Source organism: Lysinibacillus sp. NPDC059133, assembly GCF_042755925.1.
Lineage (GTDB): Bacteria > Bacillota > Bacilli > Bacillales_A > Planococcaceae > Lysinibacillus.
In genome coordinates this window covers 17673-38972 of the sequence record NZ_JBHZDH010000016.1, presented here as the reverse complement: position 1 = coordinate 38972, position 21300 = coordinate 17673, and the positions used below count along the sequence as shown (strand labels likewise).

The following is a 21300-nucleotide window of genomic DNA, read 5'->3' as shown; positions in this document are numbered from 1 at the left end:
TTGTCGGTTTTTTTATATGAAGTAAATTTTGGGGTAAATGATATGAAAAAAGGTCACTTATCCTAAGCGGAAAGTGACCAAAGAAAGATTTAATAATGGGGGTGTGTTTCTTGCCCAAGGAATGAGCAAGTTGGAAGCGAATTAGGTACATTACTATGTTATGAAGTAAAAAAGATTTCTGTTAGGTCTTTGTCACTTTCTAAAAATAATACCTGTTTATCTTAGGAGCGGTTCTTAGAACTAGTAGAAGTTTTCAGCAAGGAAGGTACTGTCCAATAAGTACCCATGCGCCAGAACCACTCAAATGGACCAAATTTAAAGAATTTTAACCAAATCTTACTAAATAGTAATTGGAAAATGTAAATGCCTATGCAAATCCAAAGAGATTGGACGAGACGGATATTCTCTATAAGATGAAAGGCGTTGCCGATTATTAAGATTAGCGCCGTTTGTCCTAAATAGTTTGTTAATGCCATGCGGCCGTAGTCCTTTAATGGTGAAAGCAAGATCTGGAAAATAGGAAGTTGCAGTAAAAGCATTAATAATCCTACATAAAATGCCGAAACAAATGGGCTAAATTGAAGCCCGATTAGTGGAAATTGTTCAACGTTTGTCACGTGTTTTGCATATTCATCTTCTGTAATATTGTTAAAGTCCACCATTGCGTCAGGGACATAATGCCATTGATGCAGTAATCCCCCTATGCTAATAAAGAACATAATAACTGTCATGATAGCTATTCTTTTACGATTGTCATGGATCTTTTCAAAAATTCGATACTGCCCAGCAGCTAATCCCAGTAAAATTAGCGGAAACGGCATCACAATTTTTACGCCAAAATAAGCGGTTACCGCTAATAATATAAGCCCTATAGTCAGGTTTATTTCTTTACGAACTTTGTAAAATGGTAACGCGATTAGCCCAAATATGGCATAGATGGTTAATGCTTCTCCGGGTTGGAAATAAAAGTGTACAAGTCCGATTAACAATAAAATAATAATTCTTCTAATAAATAATCGGTAGGCATTTTCATTTTTAGCCATTGCACGGGAAATGAAAATATAAAAGCCTACACCAAATAAAAATGAAAAAATGGTAAAAAACTTACCTTCCACAAAAAGTGTTAAAAACCTATCATATGCAATATCTACAGATGTGTCTGGTAGATTAATCAACATTAATCCTGGAATATTGACTAAAATAATTCCTAATAAAGCAAATCCTCTTAAATAGTCTAATGTATCAATTCGTTTGTTTAATTCAATTGGTTGCATTTTTCCTCACTCCTCACCACAAAGTATAAAGAGGTTGTCCGTAAAGTAGTAACGATGAATGTTACGCCAATCTTACAAAATCGTCATATAACATTAATCATTTTCTGGATACATAGATAAAATGTCTTTTGCCTGCTGTCGTAAAATATCGACTAATTCTTTCGGTTCTACGATTTGTGCATGCATACCAAGTCGATAGAAGAGGGGACTAATAAAATTAAGCTCACCTTTGTCTATTATGGAATCAATATAACCGGTGCCATCTTCTTTTATAACGACAAAATCTTCAAGGTTTGGTTCGCTTTTGCATTGTCGCACACCTTCACTTGATAATAGTACATGTAAACGGATAGGTTGTTTATTTTCATATGTGCTACTAAACCACTCCTTCAAATTTAAAAATACCTCTTTGTTTTCTTCGCTTTCTATGATGGAAATAATACGATCTACACGAAACAATAATATTTTTTGTTTTATGAAATCCAAGGCAGGCATATACCACAACCCATCATGAGCATAAACACCAATTGGATGAATATGTTTCGTTGTTGTCCCTGATTTGGATTCATAGTGAATATGAAGATTTTTGTTTTCGATGGCTGCCTCTAAAACGGATTTCAATAATGGGGTTTCAATCGCCCGTTTAGGATTCCAAAACGCAATGTAGGATTGAAGTTTATCCACTTTCCGCTTTGCTTCCTCTTGTAGCGAGCTATAAAGCTTTAGAGAAGCGGATTTAATTTCCGTATCAAAAGGTAAATCACGGTAATAAAGAAGTGATTGGAACGCAAAGAAAATCGAAACGGCCTCATCTTCTGTAAATAAAATAGGTGGGAGTAGTCTGCTCGTTAGGACAGTATAGCCACCATTTCGTCCTTGTTCTGCGTAAATAGGCAAGCCCATATCACTTAAATCTAAAATATAACGATGAACCGTGCGAATCGATATATTGAATTCATCTGAAATTTCCTGTGCTGTAAATTTCTTTTTTGCACTCACAAACAGAAGGATATCTAATAGACGTTTTGCTTTTGACATTTTCTCACCTTTTTCATTTAATCATGCCAGTAGTTGTCATGTTTTATGATTAGTATAAATATTGTTCAGGAGTTTTACAAAAGAGAAAAGGAGATGACTTTATGTCACGAGAAATCATTTTATATATTGCGACTAGTTTGGATGGATTTATTGCGAAAGAGAATGATGATTTACAATGGTTAGAAGAAACAGAGGGGGAAGGGGATGCTGGCTATTCCGACATGTATCAATCCATCGATACCATTATTATGGGGAAAAGAACGTACGATTACATTGTAGACCATATTGAATCTTTTCCATATCCCGATAAGAAATGTTATGTATTCACAGCATCACAAAGTGGTAAAAACGAACATGTTGAGTTTGTGAATGAAGATGTTGTAGCGTTTACGAAAAAATTAAGGGAACAGGCAGGTGCGAAAATTTGGATGGTTGGCGGAGCAGGAATTCTCGATGCTTTCATGAAGGAAGAGTTAATAGATGAATTAATTATTACGATTACACCGCATCTTTTAGGCTCTGGAATTCCACTGTTTAAGGATCATAACCCATATCAAGATTTGAAGTTAGTCAATACACAACGCTATGGACAAATGGTGCAAATGCATTATAAGGTGAAGAAAGAGGCTTGATGATCATTTTCTCAGACTTTAGAAAAAACTACTTCTGATTGCATAAAGCTGTATGGTGATATAAACGACTCCGATATTTAGCATTTTGCGAGGAGCTTTGAAACCGTCTCGTTTTCCTCTATGGTGAGTATTGCCATGGAGGAAAAATAATCAAACATATTCCCTGGAAATTTAAGTTGGATCTTTTTGTTAATTTAATCGTAGTTATAATACTATTTTAGTTCGGATTGTTTATTCATACTAATGATGAGGAACCGTGGATTTTTCACGGAGAGTGGCGACTCCTGCGGGATGAGCTTGAGCTGAAAACCCCGCAGAAAGCGTCAACTCGGAGTGAAAAGCAACCTTTGATTATTGATACACTTTTTTTATCTTTATTCTTTTGTCGACAAGCTAGGAGAAGCTTGATGCTTAGTCTCTTTTTCCGTTATTAGTAAAGTGAATGATAGATTTCACCCATGATTCCCTTCATTTGATGCATACCTGTATCAGTATTGGTCATCATAACAATCCCTTGTTCAAGGTATGGATAGGCGACTAGCATACATTGAAACCCAACACCCCAGCCAAGAGAGGAAAACTCGAGTTTGTCGTCCGTGCCATCTAAAAATACGCCGAGACCTGTCCATTCTTTACATCCTTGTGAGCGGAAAAGTTCTTTTACTTGTTTTGTAGTAATGCCAATTTTACTTTGCCCTTTGACCGCATGCATAATATCCAGTAATAATTTTGTTAAATCGCTGGGCGTAGTCCATATACCACAAGCTGCAAGATAAGGATAAATAGAATAGTTCCCTGGAATTAACGCTCCATTTTGATCATGGCCACATGCAAAATTATCTAAATTTGATGTTGAAAGAGAGGTAGAAAATGTACTGTTCGTCATACGCAGTGGCTTAAATATAAAATTGTCCATGAGATGAGAAAAAGGTTTTTGCGTTATATCTTCTAGTAATAATTGAACAAGACAAAAGCCTGCATCAGAATAGTGAAATTCACTTTCAGGTTCAAAAGTCACTTCAATGGTAGTAGGGCAATAAGGAGTTGTACCATTCAATATTTCTACCATAGACGGTATTTCGTTGAAAGATTCTAGTTCCTTAAAACTGCCCTCAGGGTCCACAATACCAGATTGATGACATAATAAGTTGCGTAATGTAACTTTTTTATGTTTTGTCAATGTATTGTCAGGAACCTTCCATGAAACTAGTTTTTTATTAACATCTTCATCTAAATCTACAATCCCTTGTGCCACTAATTTCATCACTAACATGCTTGTTAGAAACTTACTAATTGAGCAAGCATTAAAAATGGTTTCCTTATTGATTTTTTTATCGGTACCTGCTTCTAAAACACCAAAGTGATCCTCCTTACTTATTTTTCCCTTTTCGATAGCTGCAATGCTTAAACCTGTTATACGGTAATGCTCCATACGTTCACGAATGTTTATCATCTATTGAGCTCCTAGTTTTTTCTTCATTATAACAGAAGGGTGGGAACTGGTGTTCTGGAAATAGGTATTTATTTTTTCAATTGTGCATGTACAATCATAGATACGCTCTCTTCTGTAAATTCACTTTTGTTCCATGATCCATAGAGGTGTAACAAATCGAACCCATTTTGTTCTAATAACCTTTTTAATTCCATTGGATATGTATAGCGAAGTCGAATTGAATCTTCGAAAGTAGCGTGTTCTAGCTTATTTATAGAACGGCAAGTTAAGATTTGTGTGATAGGGTCATATTCTTCACGATGTTGAATGGTTAGTGTTTCACCTTTGCTATTGACTAGGCTATCTTCGTATTCATCTACGATAGATAGTTCGCTTAAAATAGCATTTCGCGTATCGAATACAAATTCTCCTCCGGGATGTAAGTGCTTTTTAACGGATTGGAATAAAGCATTTTGACTTTCATTACTTAAAAAATGTTGAAATGAATTACCTGTCATATAAATAAAATTTGATGTGATTGGTAAATGAAGCTGCGTGCAGTCTTGCAAAGTAAAATGTACATCAACATTCTCCTTTTCCGCTTTTTCAATGGCCTGCTGAATCATCCCTTCGTGAATATCAACTGCATAAACCTCAAATCCTTGCTTGGCAAGGGGAATAGCTAATCGACCTGTCCCACAAGCTAATTCAATTATCGTATCGCTTTTCTTACTAAGTAGATTCTCAATATAATGTAAATCCACGTTGTAATTTTCATGAAGTTTATCATATTCAATAGGGTCTTTATATTTTTCTAGGTTTCCATGGAATTCATTTTGATACATACAATTTAGCTCCTTCAACTCCATCTTAATTTGTAAGAATATTGTACAATAAATATAATATTCTTACAAATTAGACTAATAGCATAAATGTGGGTTGATTTCCGTTCCGGCTGGTCGCTTTGCCGCTGACGCTTCGCTTTCGCGCAGAGCAGAGCTTCCTGGGGCGTCCGATGAGCCGCTTCGCTGCGCTCCAAGGTCTCATCTGTGACGCTAATCCCCAAGGAGGCGCCCAGCTTCCACTCCAATCAACGTATATAATGACTTTTTTAACAAATTATCATCATTAAATATTGGTGATGAGCAACATAATTAACAAACTATAAAGAATAGGAGTGTTCGTTTGAACAAGAAACTTCCGCGTAAAATACATATCATTGGCTCTGTTGGGAGTGGGAAAACAACTTTAGCGAAAGAATTATCCGAGAAATTAAATATTCCTTATTATGAATTAGATAATGTTGTTTGGATCAGACAAAATTCTGGGGATATTAGAAGGACCGATCAACAAAAAGTGGATTATTTGAATGATATTATTCTGACGAAAGCTTGGATTATTGAGGGCGTTCATAATGAGGACTGGGTAGCACAAAGCTTTTCGGATGCTGATTTAATTATTTTCTTAGATACACATTATTTCATACGAGTCTATCGAATAACAAAACGATTTATTTTACAAAAACTAGGTTTGGAAAAGTCGAATTACAAACCAACTTTTGCGATATTCATTAAAATGTTTAAATGGAATCGTTATTTTGAGGAGATTGGCAAACCTAATTTTTATCACAAATATGGAATGTATAGAGACAAGCTATTAGTCGTAAAAAGTAAAAGGGAGATTCTTAAAAAAAAGCATATCCAATAAATAAAGGATACGCTTCTTATGTGTGGATTTTTAAGCATTTTTCTTCGTTTTCGTTGCTCGTTTTCTCGTTGCAGGTTTTTTCGTTTTCTCTAAGGAGGCTTGAAGAGCTGTCATTAAGTCCGTGACATTATCAGGGACTGGGCGTTTATCGTTAGCTGAAATTGTATTCGTCGCTTTTTTCTCCTCAATAAGCTCCATTAATGAATTGCGATAATCGTCCGTATATTTTTCGGGATTAAATTCTGTTGTTAATTGATCGACGAGCATCAGTGCGGTTTCTAACTCTTTTGGAACAATGTTTGGTTCGCTTGGAACATTTGGAACATCACCTACATTTCTTACTTCATCTGGGTAATGAATCGTTTCCATAACTAAAGCGTTTTGATAAACACGGACGATCGCTAATTGCTCTTTTGAACGGATAATAATTTTAGCAACGCCTATTTTTCCGGATTGCTCTAATGTTTGACGTAATAGGGAATAAGCCTTTCCGCCAGTCGAATCAGGGGATAAAAAATAAGTGCGTTCAAAATAAATAGGATCGATTTCAGTTAATTTCACAAAATCAATGATTTCAACGGCCTTATCTTCATTTTCCTTCCGCAAGTTCTCTAACTCTTCTTGATCTAATACGACAAACTTATTTTTGGCATATTCATACGCCTTCACAATATCTTCATCTTTTACTTCTTGGTCGCAGCCTTCACAAACCTTTTTATAGCTAATAGGGGTATGACATTCTTTATGGAGCTGTCGTAATTTAATGTCTTTATTTTCAGTAGCGGCATGAAGTTTTACCGGTATATTGACAAGACCAAATGAGATACTGCCTTTCCAAACTGTATGCATCTGTATCACCTCGTTTTTCTTACTATGATATATTTTGCTTATTTTTATGTATCTTAAAGTGAAATCGTCAAAAACTGAAGGTAAAAAGAAAAGTAGGTATTCTTATGAAACCAATGCTTTTAACGGAAGTGCTTGAAACGCCTATTGGTGAGGAATGGATGTACGAAACAAAATATGATGGATTTAGATGTATGTTAGTATGGGACGAACAGCCAATGTTAATAAGTAGAAATGGCAATAACTTAAATCACTTGTTTCCAGAGATACTCGATTTTTGTAAGAGTATATTTAATAAAGTTAAAAAGTATTTACCACTTACATTTGATGGTGAATTAGTTTGTTTAAAGAATAACTTTAACAGTGATTTTTCGCTTGTCCAACAAAGAGGGAGGATGCAAAACAAAGAAGTTATTGCTACGCACGCAAAAGCTTTTCCTTGTCATTATATTGCTTTTGATTTACTAACCTATAAAGGGGAATCCTTGACAAGTAAGTATTTAAAAACACGCAAACAGCAACTTTCAAAGCTTTTTACGACTTTAAAGCTCCCGGTGTCTGTCAATTATGAGGATCAATGTCCTTTACAAGCGATTAGCAGTATGGAGCATAGTGAGTCTCTTTGGCAGGCTATTAAGGTTTACAACGGAGAGGGCATGATAGCGAAGAAGAAAACAAGTAAATGGGTCGGTGATACACGCTCGACACATTGGTTGAAAATAAAGAATTGGAGATATGTAACGGTCATAGTCACGAGATATGATCATGGCAATGGTTATTTTCATGGCAGTATTTATCAACTGGAGAAGCTAGTTGAAGTAGTTATTTTTAAACATGGAATGTCAGAGGAAGAGCGAAAAATACTTACTGCTTTTTTTCAAGCAAATGGGCAGAGGAATAATGAAACATGGGAGTTGGAGCCATCCGTTTGTGTTGATATAGCATGTATTGATTTCGATGGCAGCAAATGTCGAGAACCGCGTTTTCATGCATTTCGACTGGAAATGTTGCCAGAGGATTGTCATTGGCAGCATATGCAACGTCAACTTTTTCCGATTCCAGATACTGTTCAGATTACGCATCCTGATAAGCCTGTTTGGCCTGAAATCGGTATTACGAAGGATGGTTATTTGCACTATTTGCAAATGATTTCTCCATATTTACTTCCTTTTTTGCGAAATCGACCGCTTACCTTAATTCGATTTCCTCATGGGGTTCCGGGTGAAAGCTTTTATCAAAAAAGTAGTCCTGAGAAAATACCTGAATTTGCTTCAACAGGATGGATGGACGATATTCATTATCTTGTATGCAACAATCTTGAAACATTATTGTGGCTAGGCAATCAGCTTGCACTTGAGCTGCATATTCCATTTCAAACTTTACAATCAGAACATCCTACTGAAATTGTCTTTGATCTAGATCCTCCTTCTGTCGATCAATTTTCGCTTGCCGTTACTGGGGCACTAGATTTAAAGGGAATTATTGATTATTTTAAGCTCCAATCTTTTGTGAAAACATCGGGAGGCAAAGGATTACAGCTATATATACCATTACCTGAAAATGCCTTTACTTATGAAGAGGTGCGAGTATTTACTGAATTTGTCTGTCGTTTTTTATGTGAGCAAAAACCAGAATTGTATACAATCGAGCGTTTAAAGAAGAATAGACATCAAAAATTATATTTAGATTATGTGCAGCATGCAGAAGGGAAGACGATTATTGCACCATATTCCACTCGTGGTAATGAGAAGGGCTTGGTGGCAACACCATTATACTGGGAGGAGGTTAATGAGCATTTAACACCTGATCAATTTACAATTCCCGCTGTACTGGAGCGAATGAAAAAAGTGAGCAACCCATTTAAAAATTTCCGTCAAGTAGGGGAAAGTCAGGATTTTCAATCAGCTTTAAAGCGTTTAAAAGAGCAATGATGTGCTTCCTAAGTGTAGTAAAGAAGAGAATGGGGGGCATAGATTAAACAAAAAAGCATCGGCTTCAGTGTTTCGGGTGTTGGAGAAAAAATAACAAACAGTATTAAAAAAGCGATACAATTTACTTTTACGACAGAACTCCATTCTGACTGTTCCTGGTTATTGTGGAAAAAATGGGCTTTTGATGTAATTGTATTTCCAATCTAACGACGTTAAACTAACAGTGTTAGATTAAGGAGGGGAGAGATGAATTTTGTCAAAATTACAAAAAGAACCTTTAAGTAACAAGCGTATTATTCAGGCTACGTTGGATATTTTGGATTCGTATGGTGCTGCAGGATTATCTATGCGTCGTCTTGGCACTACATTGAATGTAGAAGCGGCATCCCTTTATCATCATGTACCAAATAAAGAAGCACTTATACAACAGGTTATCGATGATGTGAGCATAAAAGCTGTTGTTGACGAAGCAACTGTGCTGCCATGGACGCAGACGTTCCATGCTTTTGCAACTAATTTCAGAAACATATTGAAAGCGCATCCGGGGGTGGTTCCATTAGTGGCCATTCACTCCGTTTCTGAAGAGACGGGCGCTAAATTGGCTGTCCCATTAATTGCTGCAATGGAAAAGACAAAGGCAAGTCCGGAAGAAGTTCTTTTCATCATCCAGTCGATCGCCGTCTTTGTTATTGGTCATGCACTTGCGGAGGTAGGTAATTGGCCTGAACGTCCCACAGCGCCACCGGAATACTATAATCAATGGTTCGAAGTAGGTCTTACTGCATTGATCAATGGATTCAAACAAAAGTATGAATAACAATGACAGGAGGAACAACCATGTTTTTTTATTTATTGCTATTGCAGGTTGCAACGTTGCTTTATCATCAACTTACAACATGGTTTGATTTTTATCCTTTTAACGGAGTACGTCATTACTCAGCCAAAGAGCGCCGCAATGAGGCGTTGGTGAACGGCATAATTATGATGATCCCTATCTTGCTTTCTTTAACCCGCGAGTCCGTATGGATCGGCATTAGTGGATTTGTATGGACCCTTGTTTTGATTGGGGCAATTTTTAGCTGGTGGATGCCTTATTTGACAGGTGTGATGGTTTATAAAATGCCGAATAACGAGACATGGCAGCAAGTATACGAAAGGATTTTTTCGAACACCATTACCATACTTCCTCGTATAAAAAATAATCCGCGTCCCAACCTGGAGCATATGATTCTCCATGCCCTTATTCTAGGGTCGGCGATTACTGCTTGGACGTTTGCTTTCTATTTCAAAATCGGCTAAAAGTTATTATTAAAGTTCGATTTTTATCAAAACACCATTATTTAAAAGCACTTAAAAGAATGTTCTTATACTTGCGAAACCATTGCCTATTGATTCTAATAATAGTAACTGAATTTTAGAGAAAATTAATAAGAATGGTGGGATAACTCTTATGGTTTATCATGCAAAAACAGATATTAATTTAGCAATAATGATGTTTTTATTGGTTTGGATATTTGGCGCTATATCACTTCTTCCGATCATCACATCTTTATTAACGGTTATTATTATGTCAACGGCCTTTATTGTTTCACTAGTTTTTATTTGGTGGTACGCAAATTCTATCAAGTTTGTTTTCTGTGAAAATTATCTTTTAGTTAAAGGTGGTCCATTCAAAAGTAAGATTCCGTATCAAAGTATAACAAGGGTTTCTCCAACGACAGATAAGTATACTGGTTATCAAATTTCATCATCTGATAAGGGACTGGAAATATTTTACGAAACAGCAGCTCATGGGAGTATAAAAATTTTACCAAAAGACAAAATGGAGTTTATTTTAGAGTTAAAAAAACGATGTCCTAATGCACAAATTCCGCAAAATCAACAATTCGAGTAATTGGTTAAATTTGTTTTATCAGTAATCCCTTATTGATAGGGAGGAGCAGGATTTTCAATCTGTCTTGGGTCATATACAAGACTGTAAGAGAGGGCCAAATTACTACGCCCTCTTTGCCTTTCTATTCCCAGAGTTCTTTAAATCAGAACTCACTTGCTTGCCTGCTGAAATCAAACATATCGTAACCGTTGAAGAAAAAAGAACATAAAAGAAACAGAGAGGATTACTCCTCACCAGTTAAGTTTGCTTTAATTTTGGGAATTCTTTTTCTCTAAGTAATCCAGAATCCCCATTGACGAAACAATAGTATCGAATGGGATTGTTTGATAAACCGGATGATTTTCTGCGATGCCATTTTCCTGTAAATAGTTGTACAAAAGAGCCTTTAAGCGGATATCTAAAAATTGTACTTGTTCTTTAAAATCACTAGATACCAATAACGCCTTTTTCCCTTCAGCTAGAAATAATGGTGTCCAGTAGCGCACTTGTCTGTAAGCTTCAGTTGGATTTTTATATGCACCGAAATGACCGAAATACAATTCAGTAGCCTTTAACTTTTCATAAAGCTGGATAGATTGCTCCATCGTATGTGGGTCATACTGATTCGGTGAAGTGGAGGGAATAATTAAATCGATTGATTCACTCTCCATTTCTGGATAACGTACACCAGTAGTATCTCCAACAAACAATCCATTCGTAGCAGAATAATGTATGGATACATGATGTTTTGCATGACCTTCTGTATGATAAAACGTTAGCTGATGTTGACCTAAAGATAGGACTTCCTCATGGCCAATTTCTATAATGCGTTCAGCATCAATAGGGACAATTGGATCAAATAGACGATCGAATTCTGCTCCATAAACACTCTTTGCACTTGCAATTAGACGACTAGGATCCACCATATGAGATACACCTCGTGGATGCACAACGAATGTGGCATTTGGGCAGCTTTGTAAAAATAACCCTGCACCTCCAGCATGGTCTAAATGGATATGCGTAACAATTACATATTGAATATCCTCTAGTGTAATATGTAATTCATTTAAACCTTCTATTATATATGGCATAGACGGACTGGCAGAAGTCTCGATTAAGGCAATTTTTTCATCAATCAGCAAATAAGAGCCTGTACGCTGTTCCCGATTTAAATCATGTGTATCAATACAATAAAAATTTGGTGCAAGTTGTTGGACTCTCCCCATTTAAATTAGCCTCCTTTGTTTCTAAGTTGGTATATTATCTTATGTGTGTCTTTTATCTACAAAAAGTAGTGTTTATACTTTATGATAATAGAAAAGTATACTGAGTGTCTATTCATTTTTTTTGGGGAAACAACCTCTTAATTTTGTTGATGAAGATTTAAAAATGATTACGCTTAAAGAGTGGAGAAAGCGTTCAACCATTTAATCCAGTAAAATAGCCTTAACCAAAACGGCAAGGCTTTTTCTTTTACAGGGCAAGATTATCCATTTTTCAATGCATTGCTGTCATGATTATATTTAAAAATGATGGCAAAAATGATGGCCAAAACGAGCGTATAGGCACCAAAGAACAACCAAATATTTTGCCAATTTCGCACGCCGTCAACTGTAAAATAATCAACTACTTTTCCACTAATGACAGCCCCTAAATAGGCGCCTATTCCATTGACCATCGTACTAAATAATCCTTGAGCACTGCCGCGAATTCGATGGTCGACTTCTTTTTCTACAAAAATGGCTCCCGAAATATTAAAGAAATCAAAGGCACAACCGTAAACGATCATTGATAACAATAATAGTAAAAATCCTCCACCAATTGGGCTCCCATACCCAAAGAAAACAAAACGTAATGTCCATCCCACCATACTGATGAGTATTACTTTTTTAATGCCATACTTACTTAAAAAAAATGGAATGGTGAGAATGAAGAATACCTCTGAAATTTGTGACACTGATAATAAAATAGCTGGATATTTAACAGCAAAGCTATTTTTATAATCAGGGTTCAATGCGAAGTCGTGTAAAAATGGATCACCGAATGTATTGGTAATTTGAAGCGCAACGCCTAATAGCATTGAAAAAATTAAAAACAAAGCCATTTTTTTATCTTTAAAAAGAACAAAAGCATCAAGTCCCAAAAGGCTTACCCATGACTTGTCCTTTATTTCATTGGAAGTTGGGCATGCCGGAAGAGAAATTGTGTATAGTGCAAGTACCACCGAAGAGCCGCTAGCGATAAATAACTGAATATTACTTAATTCAATTTTGGCAAGACTAATAATCCACATCGCAAGAATAAAACCAATTGTCCCATAGACACGAATAGGAGGGAAGTCCTTTACAATATCAAACCCTTTGTTCTCCAGACTAAAATAAGAAATCGTATTCGATAATGCAAGTGTTGGCATATATACGATTGAGTTAAAGAGCATTATCCAAAACATCATGGTAGGATCTGAAATTTGAGCCGCTATAAATAGGGTAATCGCTCCGAGGAAATGCAATATTCCGTATAAAACATTGGCTTTTACCCAACGATCGGCAATAATACCTATAAGACTTGGCATAATAATAGCTGCAAGACCGTTAGAACTATACACGATTCCCACTTGCGCGCCAGTAAAATGCAACGTATTAATCATATAAGAACCAAATGTAACGAGCCAAGATCCCCAAATAAAAAATTGAAGAAAAATCATTATTTTAAGCCGTAATTTTATATTCATTTTTTCCTCCTATAGAAGGTGATGTAGTTGTTCTGAGGCAATAATGCCATTTAAAGAAGTACTAGATAAGAAGCATTTCTTTCGTAATTCACTACTTTGGATTTTAGAACATAACTACAGCATTTGCTCCTTATGTCCGAATCATACGAATTTATTGGAGTTTCTTTTGAAGGATTGTCTTGTATAAAGTAAAAGAATTGTTTTGGTGAAAATGGCGATAATATATACGCTTTATACGAAAAAGGTAAGAACGTGAAGAATACAACAAGGAGGATTTTGAGGAAGTTCGATTCTAGAACGTGGTTTATTAGGACAGCTCTGGGATTTTTTGATAGGCAATCTAGTTACAAAAGAATATAATTAGTAAGTGACGTTTTGTGTAAAATTTAAAGTTTAGTTTAGTCTAGTTTAGGAGTAGGTACTTTGGAAATGTTTATTATGGCAATATTGGTTACGTTAATTTTTGGCAGTTTTTCTTATATGCTGTTAAAGTTTCCTGATGATTTTTTAAAGATGAGTTCCTTTTCAGAAAAAATCATTAAGAAATCATTTTTTAAAAAATACGTTAAGTTTATCGGCTGGTGGTTTTTAATACTTGTGATAGGTGTATGGATTATAGCCATTCTCTCTTTATTTGAATGAAATTATTAAGAAATAAATCATAATAAAAAGCAGCGCGGTTTCATACCAAGAATAGATTTATTCCATACATATTGTTTTATCTGATCTGCTATCAACATTTTTAAATGTAGCAAATAAGATTAACGAAGAAAAAGGATTCCATTGGAAAATATGAACAGAGAGTCTTCAAACAAACGATGCTGTTAAATGTACAAAAACAGAGTTCGGTGTGTTGCATTCTTATGATATTTGAACGGAAAAAGAGTATTTAATGTAGTGCCATGTCGGTTATTGGTTGTTCTATAAACGACCATTCTTCTATGCAGAGCGATCAAGGACAAATTCAATATAAAAGGATGGCGTTTTAGAAACACCTTGCTAGAAGCTGGCAAATTGCTGAACGTGCTATTCTGGAAGGTAAAATAAGTTATGGTGGAACAGCAAAATAGAAGTTAGGACTAGCAAAGCAATTTAGCTGAGCTGGTCCTTTTCTGTTTAATATAGTTTCTCTAAAAATTTCACTTGGACAACTAAAATAACTGTAGTAATGGATGTAATAAGTAAAATACCAATAGAAGATTATTGAACAGACGTAAGTTAAGCGTTTTCATCCAAAAATATCCGCCTATTATTGAGATAAAAAAGGTTACTTCTTATGGATAATGATTTTAATTTTTCAGAAAAATCTTGACATTATTTCTGTTCATATTTATATTTTAAATATAACCGAACAGTTATATGAAAAGTGAGGAAATGATAATGCCAAATGTTTATCGAGCATTAGGTGATTCAACACGACGCCATATTTTAAGTATGCTTAAACAAGGAAGCAAAACCCAAAAGGAGATAGTTGAAGCATTTAATATCTCTCAACCAGCAATTAAGAAGCATTTGAATATTTTATTGGAGGAGAAAATTATTTCAGAGACATTGAATGGGAAATATCGTATTTATTCAATAAATCTCGACATACTCCAAATTGCCTACCATGAAATGCTTCAATACATCGGAGAACTACTTGATGATCAGCTCATAAGTCTAAAAAATCATGTTGAAAAAGGAGAGTTTCGAGATGAAGAAAAATAAGGATTCTGTAAAGCGAGAAATTGTTGTGAACGCACCTTTGAATAAAGTTTGGGATGCATTGACTAAGCCTGAGCATTTAAACCATTGGTATACAAAAAATGCTGACATAGATTTTCGTATAGGTGGAAAAGGTTATATGAATCATGGTTGGGGGGCTACTTCTGAGGGTGTGTTCACAGAAATAGATAGAATGAAAAGCTTTGTACTCCAGAGCATTGATGGGGATTTTACTACCATTACAACTTTAGAGGAATTTAGCGATGGCGTTAAAGTGAGTATTGAATATCAGGCTTCCTTTATTGGTGAAATGAATCAATCTACAAAGGAAAATATGTTATTTGGTACAAGTCAATTTTTAGAAAATCTAAAGAGTGTTTATGAAACTGGCACTGATAATCGTTTAAAGTTTTGGAAATCATGGATTGGTATTGCCCATACAACAAACGATGGGGAGAGAGGTACAAGAGTTTTACAAGTGAAGGAAGGCTCGGTAGCTGCAGCTGCTGGAATTAAACCTGAAGATATTATTCTAGAGATAGATGGAGAAGAAATCGGAGGATATGAATCTTTTGAAAGAACATTGAATAAAAAAAATGTTAATGGCAATGTTACCTTAACGATAGAAAGCAAAAATGAAAAATCACAGGTAAACTGTCTTGTAGATGCTTATCCTGTACCTTATTAATATTCAACGAAATAATCATATAGGAAGTTTTGTGGTCGAAAAAAATGATGTAAACTCGGTGGTAGGTCAGTGTGGTAGGGATTCTCTCCATAGGTATTTAACAAAACAATTAATTACCAGGACACAGACCTAGGACTGACCTACGCATAGACCTGATTATACAACGCGCATATAAATTGTGAAATTTTGTTACATTGACGCTTCGGTACAATCATAATCTGCATGATCAAATGTAACAGGCACTTAATAGAAGGGCTATCAGACGTAATTAAAATCCAGTTAACGGGTAATTCTCCGTCTCGATTCGTCTGAGAGCTCTTTAATTGTATGCGGAAGTTCATTCAATGATCTTTATAACTAATGTGTTCGTTTTCCAATAGTAATCCCTTTCTTTTACAGTTTGCTGAACTAAACACGGTTGCAATTCCTCTATTTTAAAACCCGTTATTTATAGCATTAAAGTGGTTGTTATCGTTCCGAAAAAATATTTAGAATTGTTTGAAAATAATTTAATAAAATGTATAATCATTTAAAAGAAGGTAATGAAGGCCGTATAAATTGTTTTGGAATCGTTAGTTTCAAAATAAATTAAAAAATATAATTCGCGGTTAAACAAGTAGGAGATGAACAAACTTCATAAGAATCCTCCACCTCTATGTAAATTACCTCTACTTGATATTCTTATACTAGAAAACATACTATTAAACTTTTCTTACCAAAACATTCTATACTGTTTCCTCGTTTTGCATGTAGATACTTCTTTCAAAACAACCTAGGAATGCGGAGGGAGATATGTTATGGAAAAGAACTCAAATCTATGGAAAATTGTATTTATAGCTAGTTTTATAGGTTTAACAGTCGATGGTATGGATATCCAAATGTTGTCATTGGTGATGCCGAGCCTAATTGATGAGTTCATCTTAGATACTAAGGCTGCTGGTTGGATCAGTACATTCTCTCTATTAGGGATGGCACTTGGTGGAATCTTAGGAGGTTGGTTATCTGACCGCTTTGGCCGCGTTAAAATGATGACGTATATGATGATATTATTCTCAGTTGGAACCGCTCTTTTAGCTTTTGTACAGACATATGAACAATTTATTATTGTTCGTTTCATAGCAGCAATTGGTATGGGAGCTGAATATTCATTAGCCACAATGGTAATGGCTGAATATGTAAAGATTAAACATAGAGCAACTATTATGGGGGTATTAGGTTCTTCCTATTCATTAGGATATTTAGTCGCAGTTTTATTAGCGGGCGCGATTCTTCCTGATTATGGTTGGAGACCATTATTCTTAATTTCAATCATCCCGGTTGTTGTGGCCATCTATATTCGTGTAAAAGTACCTGAGCCTACTGGCTGGAGATTGGCTAAAAAACAAGCTAAAACTTCTAAAGCTAAGAAATCAAATGAGTGGCTTCGGTTGTTTAGGGATAAGAAAGTTTTAACAATCTTTCTATTATGGATAGTAACTTCTTCCCTATTGCAATTCGGATATTACGGGGTAGGTACTTGGCTGCCAACGTATATTGTGAAAGAATTAGGCTTTAATTTCAAAGAAATGACAGGATATTTAATTGGAACATATACAGCATCGATTCTTGGTAAAGCCCTTGCTGGTTGGGCTGCCAATGTAATTGGTCGTCGTGGGGTTTTCGTGATTGCAGGATTATCTACAGCGGTCATGTTACCAGTCATCTATTTTTATCAATCACCAGGAAACATCATTATATTAATGACGGTTCTAGGTTTCGTATATGGAGCGCCGTATGGTGTAAATGCTACTTATTTAAGTGAAAGCTTCCCAACTCATATTAGAGGAACCGCTGTAGGTGCGGCTTACAATACGGGAAGAATAGGTGCAGCTTTAGCTCCTATCCTTATTGGAATTATCGCAACTACACAATCAATTGGATTTGGACTAGCTGTGTTAGGTATTTCTTATGCATTTATGGGGTTAATTCCTGCACTATTCATTAAGGAAAAAATGTACGATACGTTTGAAAACGATACAAGAGGAGAAATAGTAGAAGAGGGGGAGGTAGGAGAAGAAGAGATGCTAGCAAAAGAGGTTCTAGTGCAAAAACCTTAAAATAAGAGATAAATAGACCGCAATGTTTTCTTTAAGAAAGCAATGCGGTCTATTTATGTTTCTAAGCCTCGTGGCATATCAGTCGATAAGAATAAAGATTATCCTATGGCAATTGAACAGTTTAAAAATGAGCAAATTTTCCCTACAAGAACGTTCGTTTTAAGCATGCATAGATAATTAGTTTTTTAAGTGAGTAAAACTAAAAAAACTCTGAAAATCCAAGGCTTCCAGAGTTTTTGAACATTTAAATGCTATGTGTTGAATCTACTTATCTTTATCTTTCATACGACTAAAAATGGTTGCCAATATAGGACCTGATATATTATGCCATACACTGAAAATCGCACTTGGTACCGCGGCTAACGGAGAGAAATGTGCAACGGCTAAAGATGCACCTAGGCCCGAATTTTGCATTCCGACTTCAATTGCAATAGCCTTCTTTTTTGCTAAGTTCATACCGAAGATCTTTCCAAATAAATACCCGATTAAATAGCCTAAACAATTATGTAAAACAACAACAGCGAAGATAATTAAACCAGTTTCAGCAATCTTTTGTTGATTGCCCGCAACAACAGCAGCCACAATAGCAACGATGGCTACTACAGAAACAAGTGGCATCACTTTCACACTTGCTTTGGCTTGCTTGTTAAAGAGCTTTTGTACAATGAAGCCTAATGCAATCGGAATAATAATTACTTTGACGATCGACATGAAAAGTGCACTAGGTGCTACATCAATGTACTCACTTGCGAATAAATAAATAAGTCCAGGTGTGATGATCGGAGCTAATAAAGTTGTGATAGATGTAACTGTCACCGATAATGCCACATCTCCTTTGGAAAGGAATGTCATGACATTTGAAGATGTACCCCCTGGGCAGCAACCTACCAATATAACACCAATTGCAATTTCCGGTTGAAGATTGAATAGTTTCACCAATAAAAAAGCTAAAGTTGGCATGATTAGAAATTGACCAACTACACCAACTGCCACATCTTTCGGTCTAGTTAAGACTTCTTTAAAGTCCGCAACTGTTATGGTTAATCCCATACCAAACATCACAATACCTAGTAATGTCGTGATATACGCCCCAATCCAAGAAAATCCGCTAGGAATAAAAAAGGCAAGTGCTGCAAAAAGAAGCACCCAAATTGCAAATGTGTTGCTAACAAATTGACTAAAACGTTCTAAACCTTTCATTTAACACCTCTATGTAATATTTTACTAACATAGAAAACTATATATTGAATACAGAATTTAATCAATAGTTAGAATAATTAATTAATAAAATTTGATTCCATATTCATAATATTTAGGGAAATAAAGTTATTATACCTAGACTCTTATTTTGGATAGTTTATATGAACTAGGTATGAGAGTAATAAAGCCTATTATAAGATAGAAAAGAATAAGAAATAATAGAAATGAATGAAAGGCTAGGACATCAAGAGAGTTAGAACGATTGGTTGCAGATGTTACAGAGGGAAGTGGGAATGTAGCTAGTAGGATGAATTTCATTTCTTAAGATCCGCGACCGTTTCAAATGGTAAAGGAATTTAATATAGAAAATGAACGAGTAAGTTTATAGCAAATACACGCTTCTGGTAGAACTGTAAAAGGTTAAGCAATCAGCGGGACCAAATAACTTTTCTAAAGTCTAAAGGGTGCTCGAAACGTACTGCCCTATGACCCTACTAAGAAATGCAGCGGTTGCAAGGTTTTCAGGGAGCAACGGAGCATAGGGAAAGAGCTTGAGCAGATTTGTAATTTGCGTAGGTGGGCTAAGTGGAGGTTCGAAAGATTCCTCCTAATATTTTGGGATTATTTAAATGATGGAAAGAGCTAAAGCGTACAAAAAAAATTAAAGGGAGGTTTATTCGCCTCCCTCAATCACTCTTACTTGTAAAATCTTGATTCAAATAAACCGATCTGGGCACTAATATTTGAAGATTCTTTTTTACTTAATTTAAAGCCAATTTTATTGGCACCTTTGAGTTTCAACTCAATATCCTTTGGCATATCGCCAGCAGAAATTGTATAGGTTTCAATTGATTTCTCGTCAAGAAATACTTCTAATTTTAATTCTTTTGTTATATTTTTACCTTCTTCAGTCAATCCTAACGTAGTTTTAAAAGTGTTGTATTGACCATTCAAAGGAAATTCAATCAATGACCATTGATTATCCCAGGAATGAGTTGAAATTGTAATGTAATTGCTATAATCATTTCCAATATTATCTGAAATTGTTTTTTGGTTAAATGAATAACTATATAAACTACTATAATTTTCACTGTTTTGGAAGTTCATATATTCTAAATCCCTTTCAGGGTAAAAAGCAGATTTGTCACTCGTTTTACCTATATTTATTGTTTGATTAGCGCTATCCCATTCCACTGGATTTCCTAGTTGCTCACTAATGAAGCGTAAAGGAACATAAGTAGTACCATTGTATGTAAAAGGTTTATTTTCTGGCATCTTTGATACTTGGTTAATTTTTATATTTTTGATATTATAGAAAACTTCGAGTGTTTGACTGTTAGAACTAGCATAAACACCCGCACTTCCTAATAGAAGCGCACCTGCTACTGAAAATCCGATTAATTTTTTCTTCATAAATTTTATTCCTCCATAAATCTAATTGAATGAGACATATTGCTCAAGTATAATGATTCTTTGTTCACTATTAGTTAATGAGATTAAAGAACCTTTTTACTCATATAATTATAATGTATCGTACAATTTCCGCAAGTTTTAATATTTTTTTAAAAAATATGGAATATTTTTAAGTGTTTGCTTTGTTTATAAATTAGTTTTGTTGAATCAAATGAACCATTGAAGAATATGAAAAAGCCGCAACGTCGTCAGACACTACAGCTCAGAATTGGTTTATGCCCTTCTATTTAGGCTAGTCAGATACCAGGATTATAAAACATAGGTGGGCAAAACTATGTTAATTTACCGAACCATCGAGATAAGTGCGATTTCTGTCGGGCTACAAAGAAGTTAGAAAGTACATTCGGAATTGAGTATCTACTAGATTAGGTGTGCAATTGGATGAATGATGTACAGACCAGAGTTTTATTCCCTGCCTGGATTTTCAGAAATGCGGAGAATAATGATAAAATCAGTCGCTTGTTGCTGGAATGTAAGACTAAACTTGTCATTTCTTGCGCTTACCCGGGAAATTATTTCTTATTTCCTAACCTGAGTAACTATTTTTCCAAATAGCTTTTAAAGCAGATATAAAATAATGCGGTGGTTGAGGCTTCGGATATGTTTTTTGTTAATAAATTTGTGATTTGATTATTACGTCAAAAAGAGAGGTGAGCTCAGATGGCAAAATTCAGA

Annotated in this window: 19 protein-coding genes and 1 pseudogene; 11 read left to right on the top strand and 9 right to left on the bottom strand. The window is 35.2% G+C overall.

Translation table 11 applies throughout. The features are described from left to right. Positions 1–221: 221 nt before the first annotated feature. Entirely contained in the window at positions 222–1274 is a 1053-nt protein-coding gene (locus ACFXN8_RS10920; protein ID WP_386844999.1) for a DUF418 domain-containing protein, read from the bottom strand. Positions 1275–1367: 93 nt separating this feature from the next. Next, positions 1368–2312 (bottom strand): helix-turn-helix transcriptional regulator, encoded by a 945-nt coding sequence (locus ACFXN8_RS10915; RefSeq protein ID WP_386844997.1) that lies wholly within the window; start codon positions 2310–2312, stop codon positions 1368–1370. Positions 2313–2413: 101 nt separating this feature from the next. On the opposite strand from ACFXN8_RS10915, the gene ACFXN8_RS10910 reads away from it, so the two are divergent. Continuing rightward, positions 2414–2944, top strand: a complete 531-nt coding sequence (locus tag ACFXN8_RS10910; RefSeq protein ID WP_386844995.1) for a dihydrofolate reductase family protein — start codon at positions 2414–2416, stop codon at positions 2942–2944. A gap of 430 nt (positions 2945–3374) precedes the next feature. Here the strand turns inward: ACFXN8_RS10910 and ACFXN8_RS10905 are convergent, their stop codons facing one another. Both ACFXN8_RS10905 and ACFXN8_RS10900 read right to left on the bottom strand, forming a co-directional pair. Continuing rightward, the gene (locus tag ACFXN8_RS10905) at positions 3375–4397 is read right to left on the bottom strand and encodes a serine hydrolase domain-containing protein (protein WP_386844993.1); all 1023 of its coding nucleotides are present in this window, start codon (positions 4395–4397) and stop codon (positions 3375–3377) included. 68 nt (positions 4398–4465) lie between these two features. Then, positions 4466–5221, bottom strand: coding sequence for a class I SAM-dependent methyltransferase (locus ACFXN8_RS10900; protein WP_386844991.1), 756 nt, complete (start codon positions 5219–5221; stop codon positions 4466–4468). 340 nt (positions 5222–5561) lie between these two features. On the opposite strand from ACFXN8_RS10900, the gene ACFXN8_RS10895 reads away from it, so the two are divergent. Next, positions 5562–6083, top strand: coding sequence for an AAA family ATPase (locus ACFXN8_RS10895; protein ID WP_386844989.1), 522 nt, complete (start codon positions 5562–5564; stop codon positions 6081–6083). Positions 6084–6113: 30 nt separating this feature from the next. Here the strand turns inward: ACFXN8_RS10895 and ku are convergent, their stop codons facing one another. Continuing rightward, positions 6114–6932 carry a non-homologous end joining protein Ku gene (gene ku / locus ACFXN8_RS10890; protein WP_386844987.1) on the bottom strand — a complete coding sequence of 273 codons (819 nt, stop codon included), beginning with the start codon at positions 6930–6932 and terminating at the stop codon, positions 6114–6116. Between the two features lie 104 nt (positions 6933–7036). Between ku and ACFXN8_RS10885 the strand changes: the two genes are divergently transcribed. The 4 genes from ACFXN8_RS10885 (at position 7037) to ACFXN8_RS10870 (ending at position 10754) form a co-directional block, all read left to right on the top strand. Then, positions 7037–8860 (top strand): DNA ligase D, encoded by a 1824-nt coding sequence (locus ACFXN8_RS10885; protein WP_386844985.1) that lies wholly within the window; start codon positions 7037–7039, stop codon positions 8858–8860. 253 nt (positions 8861–9113) lie between these two features. Beyond that, entirely contained in the window at positions 9114–9677 is a 564-nt protein-coding gene (locus tag ACFXN8_RS10880; RefSeq protein WP_386844983.1) for a TetR/AcrR family transcriptional regulator, read from the top strand. 20 nt (positions 9678–9697) lie between these two features. Beyond that, on the top strand, positions 9698–10159 hold the full coding sequence (locus ACFXN8_RS10875) for a hypothetical protein (protein ID WP_386844981.1): 462 nt from the start codon (positions 9698–9700) through the stop codon (positions 10157–10159). 151 nt (positions 10160–10310) lie between these two features. Next, entirely contained in the window at positions 10311–10754 is a 444-nt protein-coding gene (locus ACFXN8_RS10870) for a PH domain-containing protein (RefSeq protein ID WP_376078672.1), read from the top strand. A gap of 248 nt (positions 10755–11002) precedes the next feature. Here ACFXN8_RS10870 and ACFXN8_RS10865 read toward each other — a convergent pair whose 3' ends face one another. Then, the gene (locus ACFXN8_RS10865; protein WP_386844978.1) at positions 11003–11959 is read right to left on the bottom strand and encodes an MBL fold metallo-hydrolase; all 957 of its coding nucleotides are present in this window, start codon (positions 11957–11959) and stop codon (positions 11003–11005) included. Between the two features lie 260 nt (positions 11960–12219). Further along, positions 12220–13464 (bottom strand): nucleoside permease, encoded by a 1245-nt coding sequence (locus ACFXN8_RS10860; protein ID WP_386844976.1) that lies wholly within the window; start codon positions 13462–13464, stop codon positions 12220–12222. 429 nt (positions 13465–13893) lie between these two features. On the opposite strand from ACFXN8_RS10860, the gene ACFXN8_RS10855 reads away from it, so the two are divergent. The 5 genes and pseudogenes from ACFXN8_RS10855 to ACFXN8_RS10835 form a co-directional block, all read left to right on the top strand. Continuing rightward, a complete protein-coding gene (locus ACFXN8_RS10855) occupies positions 13894–14106 on the top strand; it encodes a hypothetical protein (RefSeq protein ID WP_386845117.1) in 213 nt (70 codons plus the stop codon). A gap of 738 nt (positions 14107–14844) precedes the next feature. Next, entirely contained in the window at positions 14845–15171 is a 327-nt protein-coding gene (locus ACFXN8_RS10850) for a metalloregulator ArsR/SmtB family transcription factor (RefSeq protein WP_386844974.1), read from the top strand. Next, the gene (locus ACFXN8_RS10845) at positions 15158–15856 is read left to right on the top strand and encodes an SRPBCC domain-containing protein (protein WP_386844972.1); all 699 of its coding nucleotides are present in this window, start codon (positions 15158–15160) and stop codon (positions 15854–15856) included. The genes ACFXN8_RS10850 and ACFXN8_RS10845 overlap by 14 nt, the downstream gene beginning before the upstream one ends. A 797-nt stretch (positions 15857–16653) precedes the next feature. After that, on the top strand, positions 16654–17952 hold the full coding sequence (locus tag ACFXN8_RS10840; RefSeq protein WP_386844970.1) for an MFS transporter: 1299 nt from the start codon (positions 16654–16656) through the stop codon (positions 17950–17952). A gap of 27 nt (positions 17953–17979) precedes the next feature. Then, positions 17980–18096, top strand: a pseudogene (locus ACFXN8_RS10835) (IS6 family transposase); the annotation flags it as partial. 120 nt (positions 18097–18216) lie between these two features. Here the strand turns inward: ACFXN8_RS10835 and ACFXN8_RS10830 are convergent. Together ACFXN8_RS10830 and ACFXN8_RS10825 are read right to left on the bottom strand one after the other, a co-directional pair. Next, positions 18217–19152 carry a bile acid:sodium symporter family protein gene (locus tag ACFXN8_RS10830; RefSeq protein ID WP_376078664.1) on the bottom strand — a complete coding sequence of 312 codons (936 nt, stop codon included), beginning with the start codon at positions 19150–19152 and terminating at the stop codon, positions 18217–18219. A gap of 696 nt (positions 19153–19848) precedes the next feature. Continuing rightward, positions 19849–20565, bottom strand: coding sequence for a copper amine oxidase N-terminal domain-containing protein (locus ACFXN8_RS10825; RefSeq protein ID WP_386844968.1), 717 nt, complete (start codon positions 20563–20565; stop codon positions 19849–19851). Between the last annotated feature and the right edge of the window lie 735 nt (positions 20566–21300).

What these genes read in the sequence shown, in the direction of transcription:
- ACFXN8_RS10920 (WP_386844999.1), bottom strand. Translation starts at nt 1,274, where the DNA reads ATGCAACCAATTGAATTAAACAAACGAATTGATACATTAGACTATTTA.
- ACFXN8_RS10915 (WP_386844997.1), bottom strand. Translation starts at nt 2,312, where the DNA reads ATGTCAAAAGCAAAACGTCTATTAGATATCCTTCTGTTTGTGAGTGCA.
- ACFXN8_RS10910 (WP_386844995.1), top strand. Translation starts at nt 2,414, where the DNA reads ATGTCACGAGAAATCATTTTATATATTGCGACTAGTTTGGATGGATTT.
- ACFXN8_RS10905 (WP_386844993.1), bottom strand. Translation starts at nt 4,397, where the DNA reads ATGATAAACATTCGTGAACGTATGGAGCATTACCGTATAACAGGTTTA.
- ACFXN8_RS10900 (WP_386844991.1), bottom strand. Translation starts at nt 5,221, where the DNA reads ATGTATCAAAATGAATTCCATGGAAACCTAGAAAAATATAAAGACCCT.
- ku (WP_386844987.1), bottom strand. Translation starts at nt 6,932, where the DNA reads ATGCATACAGTTTGGAAAGGCAGTATCTCATTTGGTCTTGTCAATATA.
- ACFXN8_RS10885 (WP_386844985.1), top strand. Translation starts at nt 7,037, where the DNA reads ATGAAACCAATGCTTTTAACGGAAGTGCTTGAAACGCCTATTGGTGAG.
- ACFXN8_RS10875 (WP_386844981.1), top strand. Translation starts at nt 9,698, where the DNA reads ATGTTTTTTTATTTATTGCTATTGCAGGTTGCAACGTTGCTTTATCAT.
- ACFXN8_RS10870 (WP_376078672.1), top strand. Translation starts at nt 10,311, where the DNA reads ATGGTTTATCATGCAAAAACAGATATTAATTTAGCAATAATGATGTTT.
- ACFXN8_RS10865 (WP_386844978.1), bottom strand. Translation starts at nt 11,959, where the DNA reads ATGGGGAGAGTCCAACAACTTGCACCAAATTTTTATTGTATTGATACA.
- ACFXN8_RS10860 (WP_386844976.1), bottom strand. Translation starts at nt 13,464, where the DNA reads ATGAATATAAAATTACGGCTTAAAATAATGATTTTTCTTCAATTTTTT.
- ACFXN8_RS10855 (WP_386845117.1), top strand. Translation starts at nt 13,894, where the DNA reads ATGTTTATTATGGCAATATTGGTTACGTTAATTTTTGGCAGTTTTTCT.
- ACFXN8_RS10850 (WP_386844974.1), top strand. Translation starts at nt 14,845, where the DNA reads ATGCCAAATGTTTATCGAGCATTAGGTGATTCAACACGACGCCATATT.
- ACFXN8_RS10845 (WP_386844972.1), top strand. Translation starts at nt 15,158, where the DNA reads ATGAAGAAAAATAAGGATTCTGTAAAGCGAGAAATTGTTGTGAACGCA.
- ACFXN8_RS10840 (WP_386844970.1), top strand. Translation starts at nt 16,654, where the DNA reads ATGGAAAAGAACTCAAATCTATGGAAAATTGTATTTATAGCTAGTTTT.
- ACFXN8_RS10830 (WP_376078664.1), bottom strand. Translation starts at nt 19,152, where the DNA reads ATGAAAGGTTTAGAACGTTTTAGTCAATTTGTTAGCAACACATTTGCA.
- ACFXN8_RS10825 (WP_386844968.1), bottom strand. Translation starts at nt 20,565, where the DNA reads ATGAAGAAAAAATTAATCGGATTTTCAGTAGCAGGTGCGCTTCTATTA.